Origin of the sequence: Rhizobium redzepovicii, assembly GCF_019793435.1 — a bacterium.
GTDB classification, from domain to species: domain Bacteria; phylum Pseudomonadota; class Alphaproteobacteria; order Rhizobiales; family Rhizobiaceae; genus Rhizobium; species Rhizobium redzepovicii.
Genome location: NZ_JAILYH010000030.1, coordinates 30777 through 49675 on the forward strand (window position 1 = coordinate 30777; position 18899 = coordinate 49675).

Here is an 18899-nt window from a genome sequence, read left to right on the forward strand (position 1 = left end):
GTCCTGCTAAGCCGATATTCGGCGACTGAAGCTGAGTGCGAGGATCAAGATGGACCAAGCCAATGGCGTCCCATTATCGGCCGACGAACAGCGTGAAGCGCGCCGACTACAATATCTTCCCTGGGAACGCATTGTAGCGGACCTCGATCATCCGGCACACGTCGCCCGCAAGGCAGCGCTTCGGCGGGCATGCGGCGCGGAGCTTGCCGAAACCTCCTATATTGCCGAGAACGCCGCGATCTTCACCGAGAGCCTGGTGATGGGCGAGCGGTCGTGGATTGCGGGACACGCACTCGTTCGCGGCGATGTGATCCTCGGAGAGGACTGCTCGATCAATCCCTATGCCTGCGTTTCCGGCAAGGTGACGTGCGGCAATGGGGTGCGGATTGCCTCGCACGCATCGATCGTCGGATTCAATCACGGCTTCGACGATCCGGATCGCCCCATCCACCGCCAGGGCGTCGTCAGCCTCGGCATCGTCATCGGCGACGATGTCTGGATCGGCGCCAATTGCGTGATCCTCGACGGCGTCACGATCGGCAACGGCGCCGTCATTGCGGCCGGGGCGGTGGTGACGCAAGATATTCCTGCGCTTGCGATTGCCGGCGGCGTACCGGCAAAGGTGCTGCGGAGCCGGGGCGCACCGGCCAGGAAATCCGGCATCGCGGAGATCGAAGATCGACTGGTCAGGCTCGGGCAGAAGGTGAAGGAACAATGGCCGGATATCCTTGCGCGCTGGAAAACCTCTGAGGGCTATGAATCGCTGGAAGCGGACGGCGGCAGGCGGCCGGCGATCCGGCATCTCTGCGATGCCATCGAGATCGCCGCCGGCTTCGATCAGCTGCCGCCCGGGCTCGATGCCTCGCAAACCGTCGAGCGTCTCCGGGGTCTTCAGGAGCGGGAGACAGGCCTCTTTCCGGAGGCGCATTCGCATGGGCAGGACCGGGCGTTGAGAGAAGATCCGAAGGCACTCTACAACGTGCTTTCGGTCGGCTATGCGCTCGAGTTGCTCGGCTCCAGGCCGCGACACTCGATCCAGGCGGTTCAGATCGATGCGCAGGAACTGGAGCAATGGCTGAGCGCGCTGCCCTGGTTGAGCCGGGCGTGGCACGCCGGCAGCGTCATCGATGCCATCGGAACCGCTATGTATTTCAACGCCAGGTATTTCGGCATCAAAGGGCCACGGCAGGCGCTCTTCGAGTGGCTGAGCCGCAATGCCAACAGAGTCTCGGGCCTATGGGGCGAACCGACGGCGCTCGAAGGATGGCTCCAGCCGGTGAACGGTTTTTACCGTCTGACACGCGGCACCTACGCGCAGTTCGGCGTGCCGCTCCCGCACCCGCACGCCTCGCTCGAAACGGTCCACCTGAATTACCGCAATCACAAGGGCTTCGTTGCTCAGAAATACAATGCCTGCAACCTGCTCGATACGATCCATCCGCTGCTGCTGATTGCCCGGCAGACCGATTACCGGCGGGCCGATGGCGAAGCGATTGCCCGCAATCTCATTTCACGAGCGCTGGATAGATGGCGGGATGGCGAAGGATTCCCCTTCGCCGACGGTGGCGAACCGAGCTTGCAGGGAACGGAAATGTGGCTTTCCGTCATCCACCTGGCGGCCGATTTTGTCGGCCTGTCGGATCGCTTCACCTTTGTTCCGAAGGGCGTGCACCGGACGGCGACTCCGGGATTGGGCTTGTAGCTTTGGCCTTCTCGATCAACCGTGCAATGACGCCGTCAGCCAGGCGGCGGCGAGATCGCGCGCATTGCTTCGCTTGGTCTTGACGGGCACGATGACATTGTAACGCCCTTCGGCGGCAAGCTCACTGCTGTCGGCCTGCACCAGGGTTCCATCCTCCAGAAACGTGCCGACCAGCATGCGCCATCCCAGCGCGATCCCCTGCCCGGCGCGTGCGGCGGCGATGGTTTCGGTATAGTGGTTGAACCGAAGCGATGGCTTGACTTCGATATTGGCGCCAATCAGCGAAACCCATTGCGACCAGTTGTACCAGGACCGATCGACGACGTCCGTTTCGATGAATTCGTCGGCCGAGCCCAGCGGCCCATCTCCCCGACGCCTGAGGTAATCCGGAGAGCAGACGGGGGAAATGACGTCGCCGCGCGAGGCGATGACGGTTCCATCGCTGAAGGGCGGCAGACCGTAGCGGATCGCCACATCGACCTCTCCGCCGTCGAGCGCGATCGGGCTGTCTTGTGAGATCACCCGCACCAGAATGCCGGGATTTGCCCGGCGGAATTCGGCGAGCCGCGGCAGCAACCAGAAGGAAGAGAATGCGACGGTCGCCCCGATCGTCACCACGTCCTGACTGCGCGATTGGAGCGCTTCCACACTCTCGGCGATATCGGCAAAGCTCTTCGCCAGTGTCGCGCCAAGGCTGATGCACGCCGCCGTCGGTTCGATCGCCCGGTGCTTGCGCACGAACAGAGACTGGCCGAACTCCTCCTCCAGCAACGCAATCTGCCTGCTGACCGCCGCCTGGGTGACGCCGAGCTCGGTCGCGGCCAGGGTGAAGCTTTTCCTGCGCAGCACCGCTTCCAGCGTCACCAGCGCCGTCAGTGATGGAAGCCGTCTTCGAAATTGCATCTTGGAGACCTTTTCACATGAGAAAAGATTATGCGAACGTGATTTTTTATGCCGTTGAAAGCCCTGCACTGCAAGTGCAATCTAGGGAAACTCTCGCATAAGAGGTTCTCATGCTAAACAGGCTTCCTTCTTCCATTTCGGCGCTGCTGGACTCCCGCTCGGAAGGCCACTCGCTGCCGGCCGGCCTCTACATCCGCGAAGACGTATTCGAAGCGGATATCGAGGTCTTCTTCCACAAGCACTGGATCTGCGTCGGCCTCGACTGTGATGTTCCGGAGCCCGGCGACGCCACGGTCGTCGATATCGGCAAGACAAGCCTGATCCTGCTGCGCGACGACGACGGTGAAATCCGCGTCCTGCACAATGTCTGCCGCCATCGCGGCTCTCGCCTTCTCAATCCGGGCAAGACGATCGTTTCGAAGCTCGTCTGTCCCTATCACACCTGGACCTATGAGCTCACGGGCGAGCTCAGCTACGCCCCCCATATGGGCAAGGAATTTGACAAGGATTGTCACGGCCTGAAACCCGTCACCTTCAAATCGATCGGCGGCCTGATCTACGTCTGCCTGTCCGACAATCCGCCCGAGGACATTGCCGGACTCGAACAGGCGATGGTCGAGCGCCTTGCTCCCTATGATATCCGCAATGCCAAGATCGCCCACCAGACCGACGTCATCGAGGACGGCAACTGGAAGCTGACGATGGAGAACAATCGCGAGTGTTATCACTGCTCCGCCAACCACCCGGAACTCTGCGTCTCCTTCGTCGATCTCGACTTCGGCTTCGATCCGGAAACGCTGAGCCCTGAGGATCGTGAGCAGGCCGAGGAGCATTTCCGGATGTACGAGGAGCGCACGCAGGCATGGGAGGCCGACGGTTTCCCTTCGGCTGCTGTTGAGCAGCTTTCCGACTGCGCCACGAACTTCCGCACGCAGCGGCTGATCATATCAGGTGCGGGCGAATCCCAGACCCACGACGCCACCGCCGCATCCTCCAAGCTCCTCGGCCAGATGACCCGCAAGGATCTCGGAGACACGCATCTCTGGGGTCATAACAGCTGGAACCACTTCATGGGCGACCATGCTGTCGTGGCAACCGTCATCCCGCTGTCGGCCGGCAAGACGCTGGTGAGAACCAAGTGGCTGGTGCACAAGGACGCCGTCGAAGGGGTCGATTACGACATCGACAAGCTGACGGATGTCTGGGTCGCCACGACGGATCAGGACGCCGATCTCGTCGCCCGTTCCCATGCCGGCGCTCTCGATCCCGCCTATCAGCCGGGCCCCTATTCCCGCTTTTCCGAGACGAACCTCGACAAGTTCGCCAGCTGGTACATCGACCGGATGCGCGCTCATGGATACTAGGACCCCGCAAGCGCTGCTCGCAAGGGCCGCCCGTCACGACGTCTGGAATCCCGAGGAAGACGATGCGCTCGTCTGTCTCGACGTCCAGCAGGAATCCCATGACGTCAAGACTTTCACCTTCGCATCTCCTGACGGGAAGCGGTTCGCCTTCAAGGCCGGACAGTATTTTCTGTTCGACCTCGAGCATAACGGAGAGGCGGAAAGCCGATGCTACAGCATCTCGTCTTCGCCTTATCGCACGAACGCCTTCTCCGTTACGGTAAAACGCGTTCCGGGCGGCAAGATCTCCAACTGGCTTCACGACACCCTGGTTCCGGGAGCGTCCGTCAAGGCGAACGGCCCGCTTGGCAATTTCATCCGGCCTGAGGCGTCGAAGCCGAAACTTCTGCTGCTCTCCGGCGGTTCCGGTATCACGCCAGTCATGTCCATTCTGCGGGAACTCGCCGACAGCTGCGAGCCTGCCGACGTCGTCTTCATGCATGCGGCGCGCACGCCGCAGGATCTGATCTTCCGCGACGAACTCGCCTGCATCGCCCGCAGGCTCAAGGGCCTTCGGCTGCACTTCCTGCCGGAAACAGTTGCGGGCGAGGCGTCATGGCCTGGCCTCACCGGCCGCATTTCGGCGGACTATGTCAGGCTCGCGGTTCCCGATATTGCGGAACGGATGGTGATGTGCTGCGGTCCCGCCCCGTTCATGGCGGCCGCACGCAGCATTTCCGCGGAGCTCGGCGTTCCCGCCGCGCACTATCTGGAGGAAAGCTTCGACGCCGCGGTCATCGACGAGTCTGAAATCCCGGCGATTCAGGAGGCGGCCGCCGAGGTTTTTCAGGTCACTTTCTCGAAGCAGGCCCGCAGCATCGAGGTAACAGGCGACCAGAGCGTGCTCTCCTGTGCGAAGAAGTCAGGCGTCAGGATTCCATCCTCCTGCGCCAACGGCGTTTGCGGCACCTGCAAGTCGAAGCTGACATCAGGCACGGTCGACATGAACCACAATGGCGGCATCCGCCAGAGGGAAATCGACGCCGGCTTTTTCCTGCCCTGCTGCTCGAAGCCGCTCAGCGATCTCGTCATCGAACGCTGAGCGACACCGCACTATTCACCGACAACAGGGATCACGCGGATGCTGCGAGACGAAAACGAATCCGTCGAGCTGGCCGGCTCAACCGTCTTTAAGGACGAGCGCAAGCAGGCTTACCTCAATCCCGATGGAGCGGACCGGCCTCTCATCAGTCCTGTGCCGGCGGCCACACTCGACCGGGCACGCCGCTACCGGCTGGCGCGGCTGCGCATGAAGATGCTCGAATGGGATTGCGGCGCCCTGCTGCTCTACGATCCCGTCAACATCCGCTATGCCTTCGACTCGTCGAATATGAGCATCTGGACGATGCACAATCCGTCGCGTTACGCGCTGATCCTGGCCGAGGGCCCGGCGATTATTTTCGAATTCGAAGGCGCCGAACACGTCAATGACGGGCTGCCCGGCATCGACGAGATCCGGCTGGCAAAGTCCTGGATCTTCTTCACCGCCGGCAACCTCATCGAACCCCGCCTGAAAGCATGGGCTGACGAGGTCGCGGATCTTGTGACCGGCAATGGCGGCAACAGGCGCATCGCCGTCGACAGGCTCGAACCATCAGGCGCCTTCGAACTCACGGAACGCGGGTTTACCCTTCTCGACGGCCAGGAGCTGGCCGAACGGGCGCGGTCGATCAAAAGCGCTGAAGAAATCGAGCTGATGCGCTGGACGATCCGCGTCTGCGAAGCGGGAATGGCGCGGATGTACGAAGTGTCAGAGCCGGGCCGTACCGAGCGGGAAATCTGGGCCGAGCTGCACTTCGAAAATGCGCGCAGCGGCGGCGAATGGCTAGAAACCAAATTGCTGACCGCAGGCCCCCGAACCAATCCCTGGTATCAGGAATGTTCGGACTACGTCATCAAGCGCGGCGAGATGATCTCCTTCGACACCGATATGATCGGCCCCTACGGCTATTGCGCCGACCTCTCGCGCTCGTGGACATCAGGCCATGTGGCGATGAACGCCAAGCAGAAGGAGCTTTACGCGGCAGCCAGGGACCAAATCGAGCACAATCTCTCGATTATCCGGCCCGGCATGACGTTCCGGGAGTTCAACGAACTGTCGTGGCAAATCCCGGAGAAATACCAGCGCTATCGCTATACGCTGGCCCTGCACGGCACCGGCATGGCCGATGAATGGCCGGGCGTGATGCTGCATCCGGATTTCGATCCCGATTTCAGCGGCATCATCGAGGAGAACATGGTGCTCAACGTCGAAAGCCTGATCGCCGAAGCCGGATCGGAAAGCATCAAGCTGGAGACCCAGGCCCTGATCACATCAAAGGGCGCGGAGCGGCTGGACACCTTTCCGTGGGAAGAGATCTGAGGTGCGTTTAAAGCATGTCGCGCAAAAGTGTGCTGCGGTTTTGCCAGGCAAAGCGCGAAGCGCTTTTGCCGCAACGACATGCGAAAAACAAAGACCTAAAGCGCAAGGAGCGAATCTGAAAGATCGCGAAGCGCTTTAGTGCGCTCTCAAAGCCGCCGCGCGATGCTGTGATGGGGTCTGCCCAAAGGTCCGCTTGAAGGTTCGCGTGAACTGGGAGGCATTTTCGAAGCCGACGTCAAGCGCGATCTCGATAAGCGGCGCCTTCGACTGGACCAGGATCGATTTTGCCCGCTCCATGCGAACCCGATTATAGGCCTTGGCGGGAGACATTCCCGTCTTGTCGATGAAAATTCTCTCCAACTGCCGCCGTGACAGCCCAACCATCCCGGCAAGCTTCTGGATCGATATGCTGCCGTCGACGAACTGTTCCATCGTAATCATCGCCGCCTTGACGCGGGCGTCGTCATAGTCGTCATACAGCGGGCGGCGGGGCTGGATGTCCGCCGGCGCCCGGGCCTTCTCGATCTGAAGCACCTCAAGCGCATTTCGCTCGGCATCCCGGCTGATATATTTCCTGACCAGCAACGCGGCCATGTCGGCCGAACTGCTGCCGCCGGCGCAGGATCCGCGCTGGCGATCGAGATTGAAGAGCCGGTCGGATCGAACGCCGAGGTCGGGAAACCGCTCGCGAAACTCCTTGTAATGCAGCCAGCTCACGCAGGACTCGTGCCGCTTCATCAGGCCAGCGGCCGCAAGAATGAACGAGCCCGTGCAAACGCCGATCAGCGGGACCTTCTTGGCATCCGCCTGCCTGAGAAAGTTGATGGTCTGCTGGTCGACAGGGTTCTCCACAGTCAGAAGTCCGCCGACGACCACGATGTAATCGAATTTCAACGGATCGACGAAATCGGAGGTCGGGGCAACCTGAACTCCGCAGCTCGAGGTGATCAGATGCCGCGTGCTGCCGATCACCTGCCAATCTGCAAGCACCCTCCCGGAGCGATCCTGCTCGTCGCTGGCAAGCCGCAGCGTATCAATGAAGAGTGCGAAGGCCGACAGCGTAAATGACCGCGACAGCACGAATCCCACTTTAAGCCGAGCACCGGGTTTCGCGGCGCCGTCTCCCTGCCGATGCTGCTCCGGTCGCATAGTCATCTCCTTGCCGCCTCTCAAAACTCGGAAAATGCGCTCATCGAATTTGAAATCCGTGTGCCAGTGGATCACGCTCGTCAACAAAAATGGTGTTGTGGCCGATGACCCGCGCCCAGCCGCCAATGCTTGGAAGGATGCCGCGATAAGGTCCGACCCTCGCCTCGGCTTCGACCCGGCCCTCGAAAATGGTTCCGATCAGGCTTTCATGACGGTATCTCGACCCGACATCGAGCCGCCCCTTGGCGTGGAGCTGCGCCATGCGCGCCGAAGTGCCGGTGCCGCCCGGCGACCGATCGATGGCCTTGTCGCCATAAAAGACCGCACAGCGTCCGTCCGAAACGTCGTTCACCGGACGGTCGCACCAGATCGCATGATGTACGCCGCGGATTCTGGCATCGTCGGGATGAACGGGATCGCAGACATCGGCAAGCGCTGATCTGAGCTTCTGGCTGCAGCCGACGATGTCGGAGGCGCTCATGCCGTCGAGCCCGCTCCAATTCTCTTGCGGCTCGACGACCGCATAATAATTGCCGCCATAGGAGATATCGACGCGCAGACGGCCCATACCAGGCACATCGACCTCGACATCCGCCTCATGGAGATAGCTCGCTACATTGTGGAGACGAACGGAATCGACATAGCCGCCCTTCTCCTCATAGGTCACATCAACCCTGCCCGCTGGCGTTTCGATGGCGACCCTGCCGGGCTTGCGCGGTCTGACCAGCCCCTCCTCGATCGCAGCGGTCACGGTACCGATCGTGCCGGCGCCGCACATCGGCAGGCAGCCGCTGACCTCGATGAAAAGAACGGCGAAATCGCAGTCCTCTCGATAGGGGGGATAGATGATCGAGCCCGACATGATGTCATGCCCCCTCGGCTCGAACATCAGCGCCCTGCGGACCCAGTCGTGGTCGCGGACGAAGATTTCCCGGCGCTCGCCCATCGGCACGTGCGGAAGCAGCGGACCGCCGCCGGCAACAAGGCGGACGGGGTTGCCGCAGGTATGCGCATCGATGCAGAAGAAGCTGTTTCTCATCCTCGGATCCTCCTCATCTCGCCTTCGGCAGCCTGTCGCGGTCGAGCAGGCCGCGGGACAACCGGTCGAGCAGAACGGCGACCGCGACGATTGCCAGGCCGGCTCTCAGGCCAAGCCCCATCTCCATGCGCGTCAGGCCGCGCGTCACCTCGGCGCCGAGACCGCCTGCGCCGACGAGGCCGGCCAGCACGACCATCGCCAGCGACAGAAGAATGCACTGGTTGAGCCCGACCAGCAGCGTCTGCTTGGCCAGAGGGATTTCGATCTTCCAGAGGATCGAGCGCGGCGGCGCGCCGATCGCGCTGCCGAGTTCGATGAACACCTTCGGCACCTGGTTGAAGGCCAGCGTCGTCAGGCGCAGCATCGGCGGAATGCCGTAGACGATGGTGGCGATAATCGCCGGCACGCGCCCAAGGCTGAAGATCATCACCGCCGGAATGAGATAGACCCAGGGCGGCACGGTCTGCATCACGTCGAGAATTGGCCGAACCACCGCCTCCAGCGTCTTGTGCCGCGAGCACAGGACGCCGATCGGAAAGGCGATGAGCACCGAGATCATCACGGCGACGGTGACCAGCGCAAGGGTCTGCATCGATGCCGTCCACAGCCCGACGAGCAGGCAGAAGCCGAGGCAGAGACCGGCAAGGATCGCGGCGCGCAGGCCGACGGCAAAGAATGCCAGGACGACGACGATCGCGATCAGCGCATAGGGCGGCACGAAGAGCAGTGCTGCCTCGATAGCCGAAAGCACCGTTTCCACCAGATAGCTGATGGCCGCAAACAGCGGGTGAAGATTGGTGTTGAGCCAATCGACTGATGGGGCCAGGAAGGCGCCGGGCGAAAACTGCAAGGTCGAAAGATTCATGCTTTCCTCCCTGTTCCCAAGCGAGCGGCACTCTGGGTGATCCGGTCAATCACCATGGTCAATACCACGATGGCGATCGCTCCATTGATTGAAGTGGCGATGTCGAGTGTCCTGATCGCGCCGTAGATCGTCTCTCCGAGCCCGCCGGAGCCGACGATGCCGGCGATGACCACCATGCCGAAGGCCATCATCAGGCTCTGGTTGATACCCGCCATGATGCTCGGCAGGGCAAAGGGAAGACGGATCTTGAAGAACATCTTTGCCGGCGTCACCCCGAGCGCCTCCCCAAGTTCGATGAATTCCTTGGGGGTCATGCGGATACCGAGCGAGGTCAGGCGGATTGCCGGCGGCACCGCGACGATCACGGTTGCGATCAGCGCAGTTGCCGGCCCGTAGCCGAGCAGGGCGATCGCCGGCAGCAGGTAGATATAAGGCGGAAGCGTCTGGATCAGATCGAGGCCCGGCTCCATGAATCGATCGAGGGCGGTGAAGAAGCCGGCGGCGATGCCGATCGGGATGCCGATCGCCAAGGCGATCACAGTCGCGGTCAGAACCAGAGCCAGCGTGCTCATCGTCTCCGGCCAGAGCCCCATCCAAAAACAAAGCGCCAGCGCGATGCCGCTCAAGAGGGCGAACCAGACATTGACCAGCCGCCAGCCGATAAGCGCCACGACCAGGGCGATCAGATAGAAGGGCGGAAGCTGCAGGAGCCAGAGGATGCCGTCATAAAGCCCTTCAAGAACCTGTCTGATATAGTCGAAGAGGGACTCCCCGTTGTCGCTCACCCATTCGAGCGCCGAGTCGGTCCATTCGTCGAAAACATCGGTGAAGGCTGAACTATCCATGTCAATCACCTCCAGTTGGGGTCACGCCGCCGTGAGATCGGGGGCAGACGTTCCCTTGACGCCCATCAGCAGGCTGCGCGGCGTGACCACGCCGACGACCCGATCATTGTCGACGACGGCGATGGCGTCGCGCTCCGACTGCATCGTCAAAGAGATGAGCTCGTCGATATCCGCGTCCGGCGTCGTGCGCGCCAGCGACGCAATGTCGAAGTTCGGCGCGCTTTGCTGGAATTCGGTGACGCTGCGCATGACGGAATGCGCCTTGATCAGGTGAAGGCGGGAGATGCCCGCGACGAATTCGGCGACATAGGCGTCCGCCGGGTTAAGGATGATTTCCTCGGCCGTGCCGGTCTGGATGATGACGCCGTCCTTCATGATCGCGATGCGGTCGCCGATGCGGATCGCCTCGTCGAGATCATGAGTGATGAAGACGGCGGATTTGCCGAGCGCTTTGGTCAGCTGGCGGAATTCATCCTGAAGCTGGCGCCGGATCAGCGGGTCGAGCGCGCTGAACGGCTCGTCCATCAGAATGATCTCGGGGTCGGAGGCGAGCGCACGGGCAAGCCCGACGCGTTGCTGCATGCCGCCGGAAAGCTCGTTGGGATAGCGGCTCAGCCAGTCGGCGAGGCCGACCTTCTCGAGCGCGGCAGAAGCAGTCTTGTTTCGCTCCGCCTTCGCAATACCCTGGACTTCGAGGCCGAAGGCCGCATTTTCGAGCACCGTCCGGTGCGGCAGCAGCGCGACGCTCTGGAACACCATGCCGATGTTCTTGGCGCGCATCTGCCTGAGATCAGCCGGCGACAGGCTGGCAAGGTCGCGTCCCTTGACGAGGACCTTACCGGAGCTCGGTGTGATCAGCTTATTGAGAAGGCGGATGAGCGTCGATTTTCCGCTTCCCGACAGCCCCATGATGCAGAAGATTTCGCCGCGCCGGACCTCGATGCTTGCATCGGAGACGCCGACGACGCAGTTGAATTCCTTGAGGACCTCATTCTTGCCGAGGCCGCGTTCCTTGATCGATTTCATCGCGGCAGCTGACTTGCTTCCGAAGACCTTCCAGAGGGATTGGCAGTCGATCAGGACATCTTTGGCTTCGATATTGACAGCTTTCATAGCGATCCCCTTTGAGCCAATGGCGCTGGCTTCTTTATTCCGTTCCAAGATGGCCGCCCGACGTGTCGGGCGGCCACGAGATGCTTACTTCTTCTTGATGTTTTCCCAGCGCTTGATCAGGTCGGCATGGCCGCCGATCCAATCCTGCACGGCCTGATCCATAGTCTTGCCGTCCTTGACTTCACCGTTGATGGTGGTGATGTCGGCGATCGGCACGTAGACGCTGGCCATGACTTCGCGGGCGTGCGGGTATTCTTCGGAGAAGCCCTTATGGCCGATCCAGTAATAGCTCTGCGGCGGCGGGAAGACGCCCTTCGGATCCTTCAGGTACTTGACCTCGTACTTTTGGACCATCCATGACGGCTCCCAGATCGTGACCGCGATCCACTCCTTGCGATCGTAGGCGGATTTCAGCGCCGCCGTCATCGCGGCCGTGCTGCCTTCGACGAGCTGGAGCTTGAGGCCGTAATCCTTGACCGCATTCGACGTATCGCGCATCAGGCCGGCGCCCGGTTCGATGCCGATGATCTTGCCGCCAAACTTGTCGGCGTTTTCATTGAGCTGTTCGAGCGAGTCGATCGGAACGTATTTCGGAACGGCGACACCCTGATAGAGGCCGTGCGAAACCGGCGAAATCTTTTCGAGACGGTTCTTGTTCTTGTCCCAATAGTCTTGGGCGACGTAGTCGGTCTGCGAGGTGAGAGCCTGGATATCGCCCTTGGCGAGAGCGGCATAGGCGATGCCCCATTCGGAGAACTCGGTGACCTTCACGGTGTAGCCGGCGTCTTCCAGAACCTTCTTGGTAATGCCGGTGATGGGCGTAAGGTCTTCCCACGACATCGTGCCGAGATTGATCGTCTTTTCCTCAGCGCGAGCCGGAAGGACGCTCATCCCGATTACTGCAGCGGCGCAAAGCGCCTTCCACAAAATCTTCATTGTTCTTACTCCTGGTTTTCGTTCCCATTCTCATCGAAGTCTGCAGGCGGCAGTCTTCATATTGCGCGGCCGAGGGATCATCCCTCGCGGCCTGCCCGCAATTCCTGAAAGCGGATGACCGAATTGACGCCAAGCCATGCGATGGGCTCGGGCGGCAACCTGGTCGGTTCCGGCTGATTGCTGTATCGGTCGAGTTCGGGGCTGCGGGCGCCGGTCGCGAGATCCGCGGCCATCATGCCCGCAAGCGTGCTCTTGACGGTGCCGAGGCCATTCTCGCAGCAGGCCGAAAAAAGCCCGTCTTCGACCTCGCCGAACGCCGGCACATGATTTCTGCTGAGGCAGAGCGCACCTGCCCAGCTATATTCCAGCGGCAGGCTTTCTAGCCCAGGAAAACGAGCGTCGAACGACCGTCGCTGCTCGGCGGCGATGCCGGCGACGCGCTTTTCCGACACTTTTAGGCTCGGGTCGTAAGTGAACCTCGTCCTGACGACGATCCTCGAAAGCCCGTCCTTGGTGATCTTGCGCACCGTCGCGCCCATCGGGTCGGCCGGCAGCAACGCCCAGCGATCCACACCGGTGACATCGCCTGCGAATTCGTTCTGGGAAAAGGCTGAGGTCATCGACGCATAGGTAAAGATATGCATCAGCCGTCCACGGAAATGGCCGAAGCTTTGAATATGACCGTTCACACCGAGGATGACCTTGGGCGCCGAAACGGAGCCGCGGGCGGTCTTCGCCTTCCAGGTCCTGCCTTCGCGCGAAAGCTCCAGCACCGGCGAGTGCTCGTGGATGGCAACCTTCGAATGGAGCCCGCGCGCGAGGCCCCTGATATAATCGGCAGGCTGGATCATCACCGCGCCCGGCGTGTAAAGGCCGCCGCGATAATAGTGCGAGCCGGTCATCTCCCGCATCTGATCGGCATCGAGAACGCGATGCTCCTCGCCGATCTTCTCAAGCGACTTCCTGTAATTGTCGTTGAGACCCATTCCCCGGTCGGAGGCTGCGGCATTCACCTTGCCAGAGGGATCGAATGTATCCCTGGACAGGCCGTATTCGGCCGCGGCATCGGCTGCGAAAGAGATCGCTAGACGGTTCTGCCGGATCTCGTCCTTGGTCGCTTCCTCGTCGGCCACCGAATACTCGCCCGAGGACAGATTGTGCGGCACGTCGATCATGAAGCCGGAATTCCTTCCGGCCGGGCCCTTAGCGAGTTCGCGGGCCTCGAGGACGACGATCTTGTCCTGAGGCCGCGACTGTGAGAGGCGGCGCGCCGCCGACAGACCGGCAAAGCCGCCGCCGATGATCAGCCAGTCGGCGGTAATGTCGTGTTCAAGCGCCGTTACGGGAAAGGCGCGTTCGCTGGTTGCCTCCCATCCCGAAACGCCGGTGTCAGTCGGCAGGTGCTTGATCACATGGCGGCTCATCGGATCGTCTCGTCAACCGACCGTTCGGAGATGTCGATCCAGATGGTCTTGAGCTCGCAGTAATTGTCGTGGGCGAAGACCGACTTGTCGCGGCCGCCGAAACCGGACTCCTTATAGCCGCCGAAGGGGGTCGAGGCATCGCCCTCGCCGAAGCAATTGACGGTGACGAGGCCGGCGCGGATGTCGCGGGAGAGCCGGATCGCGTTGCGCAGACTGCCGGTATAGACGGATGCCGTGAGGCCGTAATTGGTGTCGTTGGCCAAAGCGGTCGCCTCGGCGAGCGTGTTGAATGTCGTAACCGACAGGATCGGGCCGAAGATCTCCTCCTGGAACAGGCGGCTAGCTGGTGTTACGCCCTCGACCAGCGTCGGCTCGATGAAGATGCCCTTATAGGTTTCGCCGCCCTGGGTGACGGACAGCTTCTCCGTCTTGGCGTCGTCGAGGAAGGATTTCACCTTCTCGAAATGCGACTTGCTGACGAGCGCGCCGATGCGGTTTTCGGGATCGAGCGGGTCGCCGGTCTTCCATTCGCGCATATAGGCGCCGATGCGCTTCATCAATTCATCCTTGATCTTGGAATGAACGATGAGACGCGACGTGGCCGAGCAATTCTCGCCCATGTTCCAGAAAGCGCCGTTGACCACCTGCTCGGCGACGAGATCGAGGTCTTCGGCATCGTCGAGAACGACGGCGGGATTCTTGCCGCCGCATTCGAGCACGACCTTCTTGAGGTTCGAGTCCGCGGCGTAACGCAGGAAGCGACGGCCGGTCGGCGTCGATCCGGTGAAGGCCACCATGTCGACATCATTATGCAGGCCGATCGGTTCGCCCACCTCCCGGCCGGAACCGGTGACGACGTTGAACACACCAGCAGGGATACCTGCCTCATGGGCAAGCTCGGCGACGCGCAGCGTCGTGAGTGTCGTTTCCTGCGCCGGCTTGACGATGACCGAGCAGCCGGCGGCAAGCGCCGGGCCGATCTTCCAGGCCAGCATCAGCAGCGGGAAGTTCCACGGCAAAACACAGCCAACGACGCCGATCGGCTCGCGCACCACCATGGCCAACGCATTGGCGCCGACATTGTTGGTGTTGTCGTAGATTTTGTCGATGAGCTCGGCATGCCAGCGGATCGTATGAATGGTATCGGGAACATCGACCGTCTGGCATTCGCGCACCGGCTTGCCGCTGTCGAGGCTTTCCAGGACGGCGAGCTCGTGTCTGTTCCGCTCCAGGAGCTTGGCGAGCTTCAGCAGCACTTCCTTGCGCTCGCCCGGCGAGCGCAGCCGCCAGCGTCCGTCGTCGAACGCGTCCTTCGCCTTCTGCACCGCGAAGTCGACGTCGCTGGAATCGCAGGCTGCGATTTCGGCAAGGACCTCACCTGTCGCAGGGTTCGTGGTGGTGAAAGTCTTGCCGGAATTTGCCGGACGAAATGCGCCGTCAATGAAGGCGTTCGTCGGAAACTGCAGTTCGGCGGCGATCGCCCTATATTCTGCGGCGGTCAAGGGTTCATGCATGATTGGCTCCCGACGTGATCTGGGCGACCGTGCGCTTCAACGTGGAAACGACGGTCTCAAGGGTTCTTTTCTCTTCGGAGTTCAGTCCGCGCAGCGGCGCCCGCACCGGGCCGGCTTTGAGGCCGATGATCTCGCAGCCGTGCTTGATCGATTGGACGAATTTGCCGCATTCGAGGAAATCCATCAGCGGCAGCATCGCGCTCATGATCGCGCGGCCCTTGTCGAAGTTCTTCTCGAGGACGCAGGCCTCGTAGAGAGCGACATGCTCGCGCGGCAGGAAATTGGAGCCGGCGCAGACCCAGCTTTTCGCGCCCCAGGCGAAGAATTCGAGCGCCTGGTCATCCCAGCCGCAGGACAGGGCAATATGCGGAAACTTCCGGGCGAGCCGGTGAAGGTTGCCCATGTCGCCGGAGCTTTCCTTGATGGCGATCACGTTCTTCGACTTGCCGACGCGGGAGAAATACTCCTCGCCCATCACCACACCCATACGGGCAGGATAGTTGTAGAGCATGATCGGCAGATTGGCGGCGCGATCGACCGTCAGCGCATGGACCGCATTCTCGCGTTCGGTCGGCAGGGCGTATGGCGGCGACGACACCAGGATCGCATCCGCGCCGATTTCTTTCGCCGCCTTGGCATATTCGACCGAATCTTCGGTGCGCGTGGCGCCGGTGCCGATGATCAGCGGTAGCCGCGTGCCGATGACGTCCTTCGCATAGGCCGCGAGTTCGTGACGTTCCTGGCCGCTCTGGGCGTAGTATTCGCCCGTCGAGCCGCCGACGATGATGCCGTGGACGCCCGCCTCGATCAGCGACTCGAGCACGGCGGCAAATCCGGCCCGGTCGATCTGTCCGTTCTTATCGAGCGGCGTCACTGCCGGCGTATAGATCCCCTCAAATTTCACGACGACTTCTCCAATAATTGCGTGGCTGGACCGCCCACGAAGGCATCAGCCTTGAGGCCTTGCGGGGCGATGAACATCTCCATGTTCTCGCGAGACAATTCCCAGTGTTCGAAAACGAGATCGACGACGGCATCCTCGTCGTGAGCGCCGAGCGCCACGATGAAGCCGTCATGATGGTCGACGGCCAATTGCAGCCGCCGCCGCATATCCTCGTTTCTCGGCCGGAAAAACGTATGACCGATGCGCGCATGGTCGATGAGCAACCGGCCGAGGCTCGGCTGCATGTAGACGTTGCCCGACATCTCGCCGAAGATCTCGTGAAAGCGATTGTTCTCGAGAACCATCGCCATGGCATCCATGCTCTGGCTGGCGGCGCGGAACCGCTCCTGCGTCTGCTTCAGGTCCGACAGCTGGGCGGGCTTGAAGTTCTGGACGGCAAGACGGCCGATCGCCGCGTAGATCATCGGCGCAACGAGAAAGAAATTCCGAAGCGTGGAGTGGTTCATCGGGATGACCCGCGCACCCCTGTTCTCACGAATGTCGATATAGCCCTCGCCGGCAAGGCGGCGGAATATGTCGCGCACCGGTGTCCGGGAAAGTCCGTATTTTTCACTCAAACTGGCCTCGTCCAGATCGGCGTCCGGGTCCAGTTCCATCGTCAGAATCTGGCGTTTCAGGTCCTCGTAGAGATTGCTCTTCGGTGTCTTCGCCATCGTCGATCTCCGGCCATTCGTTGCTCTACGCCCTGAAGATGGCACGCCTTTTTAACGGAGTCAAACGATTGTGTACTTTGCGTACACAATTATTATTCGGAGGATACACAATTATAGGCCGTTCCGACGGCCTGTCTAAGCGCATGATCCCTGCGTGGAGAGAAAACGGTTTAGGGGTAGAAAATTGGCGCCACTAATCGAGATGACAGAGATCAAGTGAGAACAGCTCCGCGGCGGTAGCCACCGCGGAGCTTCTTGCCAAACGGTTTATCGTATAATAGGGCGCGAGAGTTCTCTGCGGCCGGGCATCGGAAAGCCCGGGCGCCGGCAAACCGGCGGCGCGCGGCCATCTGGGATTATCTCTCGATAGCGGCGGCATGTCGGGGGCGCCGGGGTCGGCGCCCCCGATGAAATCACGAGGCCAGAACGCCGCTCTTCTTGGCGGTCCAGGTGGCGATATAGTCCATCAGGCCGGGGTTGAGGCAATCATACGGCTCGATACCGGATGCCTTCAACTGCGCTCTGACGGCGTCCATCTTCGAAGGATCGAAGCCACTTTCGATGATCGACGAGACGAAGGCCGCAAAGCCGGGCTTTGCCCAGCCGGTTTCTTGGAAGCGTTCGGGATGGACGAACGACAATCCCTGGAACGGATGTTCGCGCTCGACCGGCCCATACATATGCACGCCGCATTCCTTGCAGGCATGCCGCTGGATCAGGGCAGCAGGATCGACGACGGCGAGCTTGTCGCCGTTCTCCAGCACTTCGACGTTTTCGGTCGGCGCGACCGCCACGACCGAAAAGGCCGCACCCTCGGGCTTCCAGCACTTCGTGCAGCCGCAGGCGTGATTGTGGGCGATATCGCCCTTGATCCTGACCTTCACGGGATTACTGGTGCATTTGCACACCAGCGTCCCGCCTGAAAAGGCAGCGTCAGTCGCTCGAAAGCCTGAATCCACTGCCGGATGAATGGCTATGCTGCTCATTGCTTTTCTCCCTTCCTCCCTGGCCGTTTGCGTTATGCCCGGCCGAGCTCTGCAATCAATTCGCCAGCCTCTGCGCGTGCCAGCGCAGATGCCCCTCCATGAATGTCGAAATGAAAAAGTAGGAGTGGCCGTAGCCTTCCTGCATGCGAAGCCTGAGCGGAATGCCCGCCGCCTCGCAGGCTTGCCTGAGTTCATCGGGACGCAAGCCGTCCTCCAGGAAGCTGTCCGCCGTCCCCTGGTCGACGAAGAGTTCCGGGAACCGGTGCCCGTCTTCGATCAACGAGAAGGCGTCATAAGCCCGCCAGGTCTTTTCATCGGGCCCAAGATATTTCCGCAATGCCGGTTTCGACCAGCCGGACACCGAGGGATGGCTGATCGGCGCAAAGGCCGAGCAGCTGCGGAAGCGGTCCGGGTTCTTGAGCGCGATGGTGATTGCGCCATGTCCGCCCATTGAGTGGCCGAATATCCCCTGGCGGTCCATATCGACGGGAAATTCTGCGGCAAGGAGGCGCGGCAGCTCGTCGGTGATGTAGCTGTACATGCGATAATTCGCCGAAAACGGCGGCTCGGTGGCGTCAACGTAAAAGCCGGCGCCCTTGCCGAACTGCCAATTGTCCGATTCATCCGGAACGTGGTCACCGCGGGGACTGGTATCCGGGCAGACGACGATCAGTCCGAGCTCGGCCGCAAGCCGCCGATATTCGCCCTTGTCCATGACATTGGCATGCGTGCAGGTCAGGCCGGACAGATACCACAGCATCGGGCAATTGCCCTTGGCCGCCTGCGGCGGCACGTATACCGCAAAGGTCATGTCGCAGTCGCAGGCCTCGGAGCGACTGACATAGACCCCTTGAGTGCCGCCATGAGATTTCTCGGTCGAGATGGTTTTCATGGCTCAGTAGACCACCACGCCGCGAATGCTTTCGCCCTTGTGCATCATCTCGAAGCCCTTGTTGATGTCGTCGAGCGGCATGGTGTGGGTGATCATCGGGTCGATCTGGATCTTGCCCTGCATGTACCAGTCGACGATCTTCGGCACGT

Annotated in this window: 17 protein-coding genes and 1 pseudogene; 4 read left to right on the forward strand and 14 right to left on the reverse strand. The window is 61.3% G+C overall.

Annotated features, from left to right (window positions below):
• Window positions 1–49 precede the first annotated feature (49 nt).
• Window positions 50–1702 carry an acyltransferase gene (locus K6N12_RS31715; protein ID WP_097629760.1) on the forward strand — a complete coding sequence of 551 codons (1653 nt, stop codon included), beginning with the start codon at window positions 50–52 and terminating at the stop codon, window positions 1700–1702.
• A gap of 15 nt (window positions 1703–1717) precedes the next feature.
• On the opposite strand, the gene K6N12_RS31720 is transcribed toward K6N12_RS31715, so the two are convergent.
• The gene (locus K6N12_RS31720; RefSeq protein ID WP_097629759.1) at window positions 1718–2605 is read right to left on the reverse strand and encodes a LysR substrate-binding domain-containing protein; all 888 of its coding nucleotides are present in this window, start codon (window positions 2603–2605) and stop codon (window positions 1718–1720) included.
• Window positions 2606–2715: 110 nt separating this feature from the next.
• On the opposite strand from K6N12_RS31720, the gene K6N12_RS31725 reads away from it, so the two are divergent.
• From K6N12_RS31725 to K6N12_RS31735, 3 genes are read left to right on the forward strand one after another with little or no spacing between them, the layout of a single operon-like run.
• A complete protein-coding gene (locus K6N12_RS31725; RefSeq protein WP_131711821.1) occupies window positions 2716–3969 on the forward strand; it encodes an aromatic ring-hydroxylating oxygenase subunit alpha in 1254 nt (417 codons plus the stop codon).
• Window positions 3959–5050: an FAD-binding oxidoreductase gene (locus K6N12_RS31730; RefSeq protein WP_097629757.1), complete on the forward strand. Its 1092-nt coding sequence runs from the start codon at window positions 3959–3961 to the stop codon at window positions 5048–5050. The genes K6N12_RS31725 and K6N12_RS31730 overlap by 11 nt, the downstream gene beginning before the upstream one ends.
• Window positions 5051–5089: 39 nt before the next feature.
• Window positions 5090–6370 (forward strand): M24 family metallopeptidase, encoded by a 1281-nt coding sequence (locus K6N12_RS31735; RefSeq protein ID WP_097629756.1) that lies wholly within the window; start codon window positions 5090–5092, stop codon window positions 6368–6370.
• Window positions 6371–6505: 135 nt separating this feature from the next.
• Here K6N12_RS31735 and K6N12_RS31740 read toward each other — a convergent pair whose 3' ends face one another.
• From K6N12_RS31740 to K6N12_RS31800, 13 genes and pseudogenes are all read right to left on the reverse strand, one after another.
• Window positions 6506–7519 carry a GlxA family transcriptional regulator gene (locus K6N12_RS31740; protein WP_097629755.1) on the reverse strand — a complete coding sequence of 338 codons (1014 nt, stop codon included), beginning with the start codon at window positions 7517–7519 and terminating at the stop codon, window positions 6506–6508.
• Between the two features lie 40 nt (window positions 7520–7559).
• Complete coding sequence (locus K6N12_RS31745; protein ID WP_097629754.1) at window positions 7560–8558, reverse strand: 4-hydroxyproline epimerase; 999 nt, start codon at window positions 8556–8558, stop codon at window positions 7560–7562.
• Window positions 8559–8571: 13 nt separating this feature from the next.
• Window positions 8572–9423 (reverse strand): ABC transporter permease, encoded by an 852-nt coding sequence (locus K6N12_RS31750; protein WP_097629753.1) that lies wholly within the window; start codon window positions 9421–9423, stop codon window positions 8572–8574.
• On the reverse strand, window positions 9420–10268 hold the full coding sequence (locus K6N12_RS31755; protein ID WP_097629752.1) for an ABC transporter permease: 849 nt from the start codon (window positions 10266–10268) through the stop codon (window positions 9420–9422). The genes K6N12_RS31750 and K6N12_RS31755 overlap by 4 nt, the downstream gene beginning before the upstream one ends.
• A gap of 21 nt (window positions 10269–10289) precedes the next feature.
• On the reverse strand, window positions 10290–11381 hold the full coding sequence (locus K6N12_RS31760; protein ID WP_097629751.1) for a quaternary amine ABC transporter ATP-binding protein: 1092 nt from the start codon (window positions 11379–11381) through the stop codon (window positions 10290–10292).
• 84 nt (window positions 11382–11465) lie between these two features.
• Window positions 11466–12317 carry a glycine betaine ABC transporter substrate-binding protein gene (locus K6N12_RS31765; protein WP_097629750.1) on the reverse strand — a complete coding sequence of 284 codons (852 nt, stop codon included), beginning with the start codon at window positions 12315–12317 and terminating at the stop codon, window positions 11466–11468.
• Window positions 12318–12394: 77 nt separating this feature from the next.
• Window positions 12395–13741 (reverse strand): NAD(P)/FAD-dependent oxidoreductase, encoded by a 1347-nt coding sequence (locus tag K6N12_RS31770; protein WP_097629749.1) that lies wholly within the window; start codon window positions 13739–13741, stop codon window positions 12395–12397.
• Window positions 13738–15255 (reverse strand): aldehyde dehydrogenase, encoded by a 1518-nt coding sequence (locus K6N12_RS31775; protein WP_222134777.1) that lies wholly within the window; start codon window positions 15253–15255, stop codon window positions 13738–13740. The genes K6N12_RS31770 and K6N12_RS31775 overlap by 4 nt, the downstream gene beginning before the upstream one ends.
• Window positions 15248–16159, reverse strand: coding sequence for a dihydrodipicolinate synthase family protein (locus tag K6N12_RS31780; RefSeq protein ID WP_131711814.1), 912 nt, complete (start codon window positions 16157–16159; stop codon window positions 15248–15250). The genes K6N12_RS31775 and K6N12_RS31780 overlap by 8 nt, the downstream gene beginning before the upstream one ends.
• Complete coding sequence (locus K6N12_RS31785; protein ID WP_131711813.1) at window positions 16156–16872, reverse strand: GntR family transcriptional regulator; 717 nt, start codon at window positions 16870–16872, stop codon at window positions 16156–16158. The genes K6N12_RS31780 and K6N12_RS31785 overlap by 4 nt, the downstream gene beginning before the upstream one ends.
• Before the next feature lie 413 nt (window positions 16873–17285).
• Window positions 17286–17858, reverse strand: coding sequence for an S-(hydroxymethyl)glutathione synthase (gene gfa, locus K6N12_RS31790; RefSeq protein ID WP_097629745.1), 573 nt, complete (start codon window positions 17856–17858; stop codon window positions 17286–17288).
• Between the two features lie 55 nt (window positions 17859–17913).
• Window positions 17914–18750 (reverse strand): S-formylglutathione hydrolase, encoded by an 837-nt coding sequence (fghA, locus tag K6N12_RS31795; protein ID WP_222149138.1) that lies wholly within the window; start codon window positions 18748–18750, stop codon window positions 17914–17916.
• A gap of 3 nt (window positions 18751–18753) precedes the next feature.
• Window positions 18754–18899: pseudogene (locus K6N12_RS31800) on the reverse strand (S-(hydroxymethyl)glutathione dehydrogenase); the annotation flags it as partial.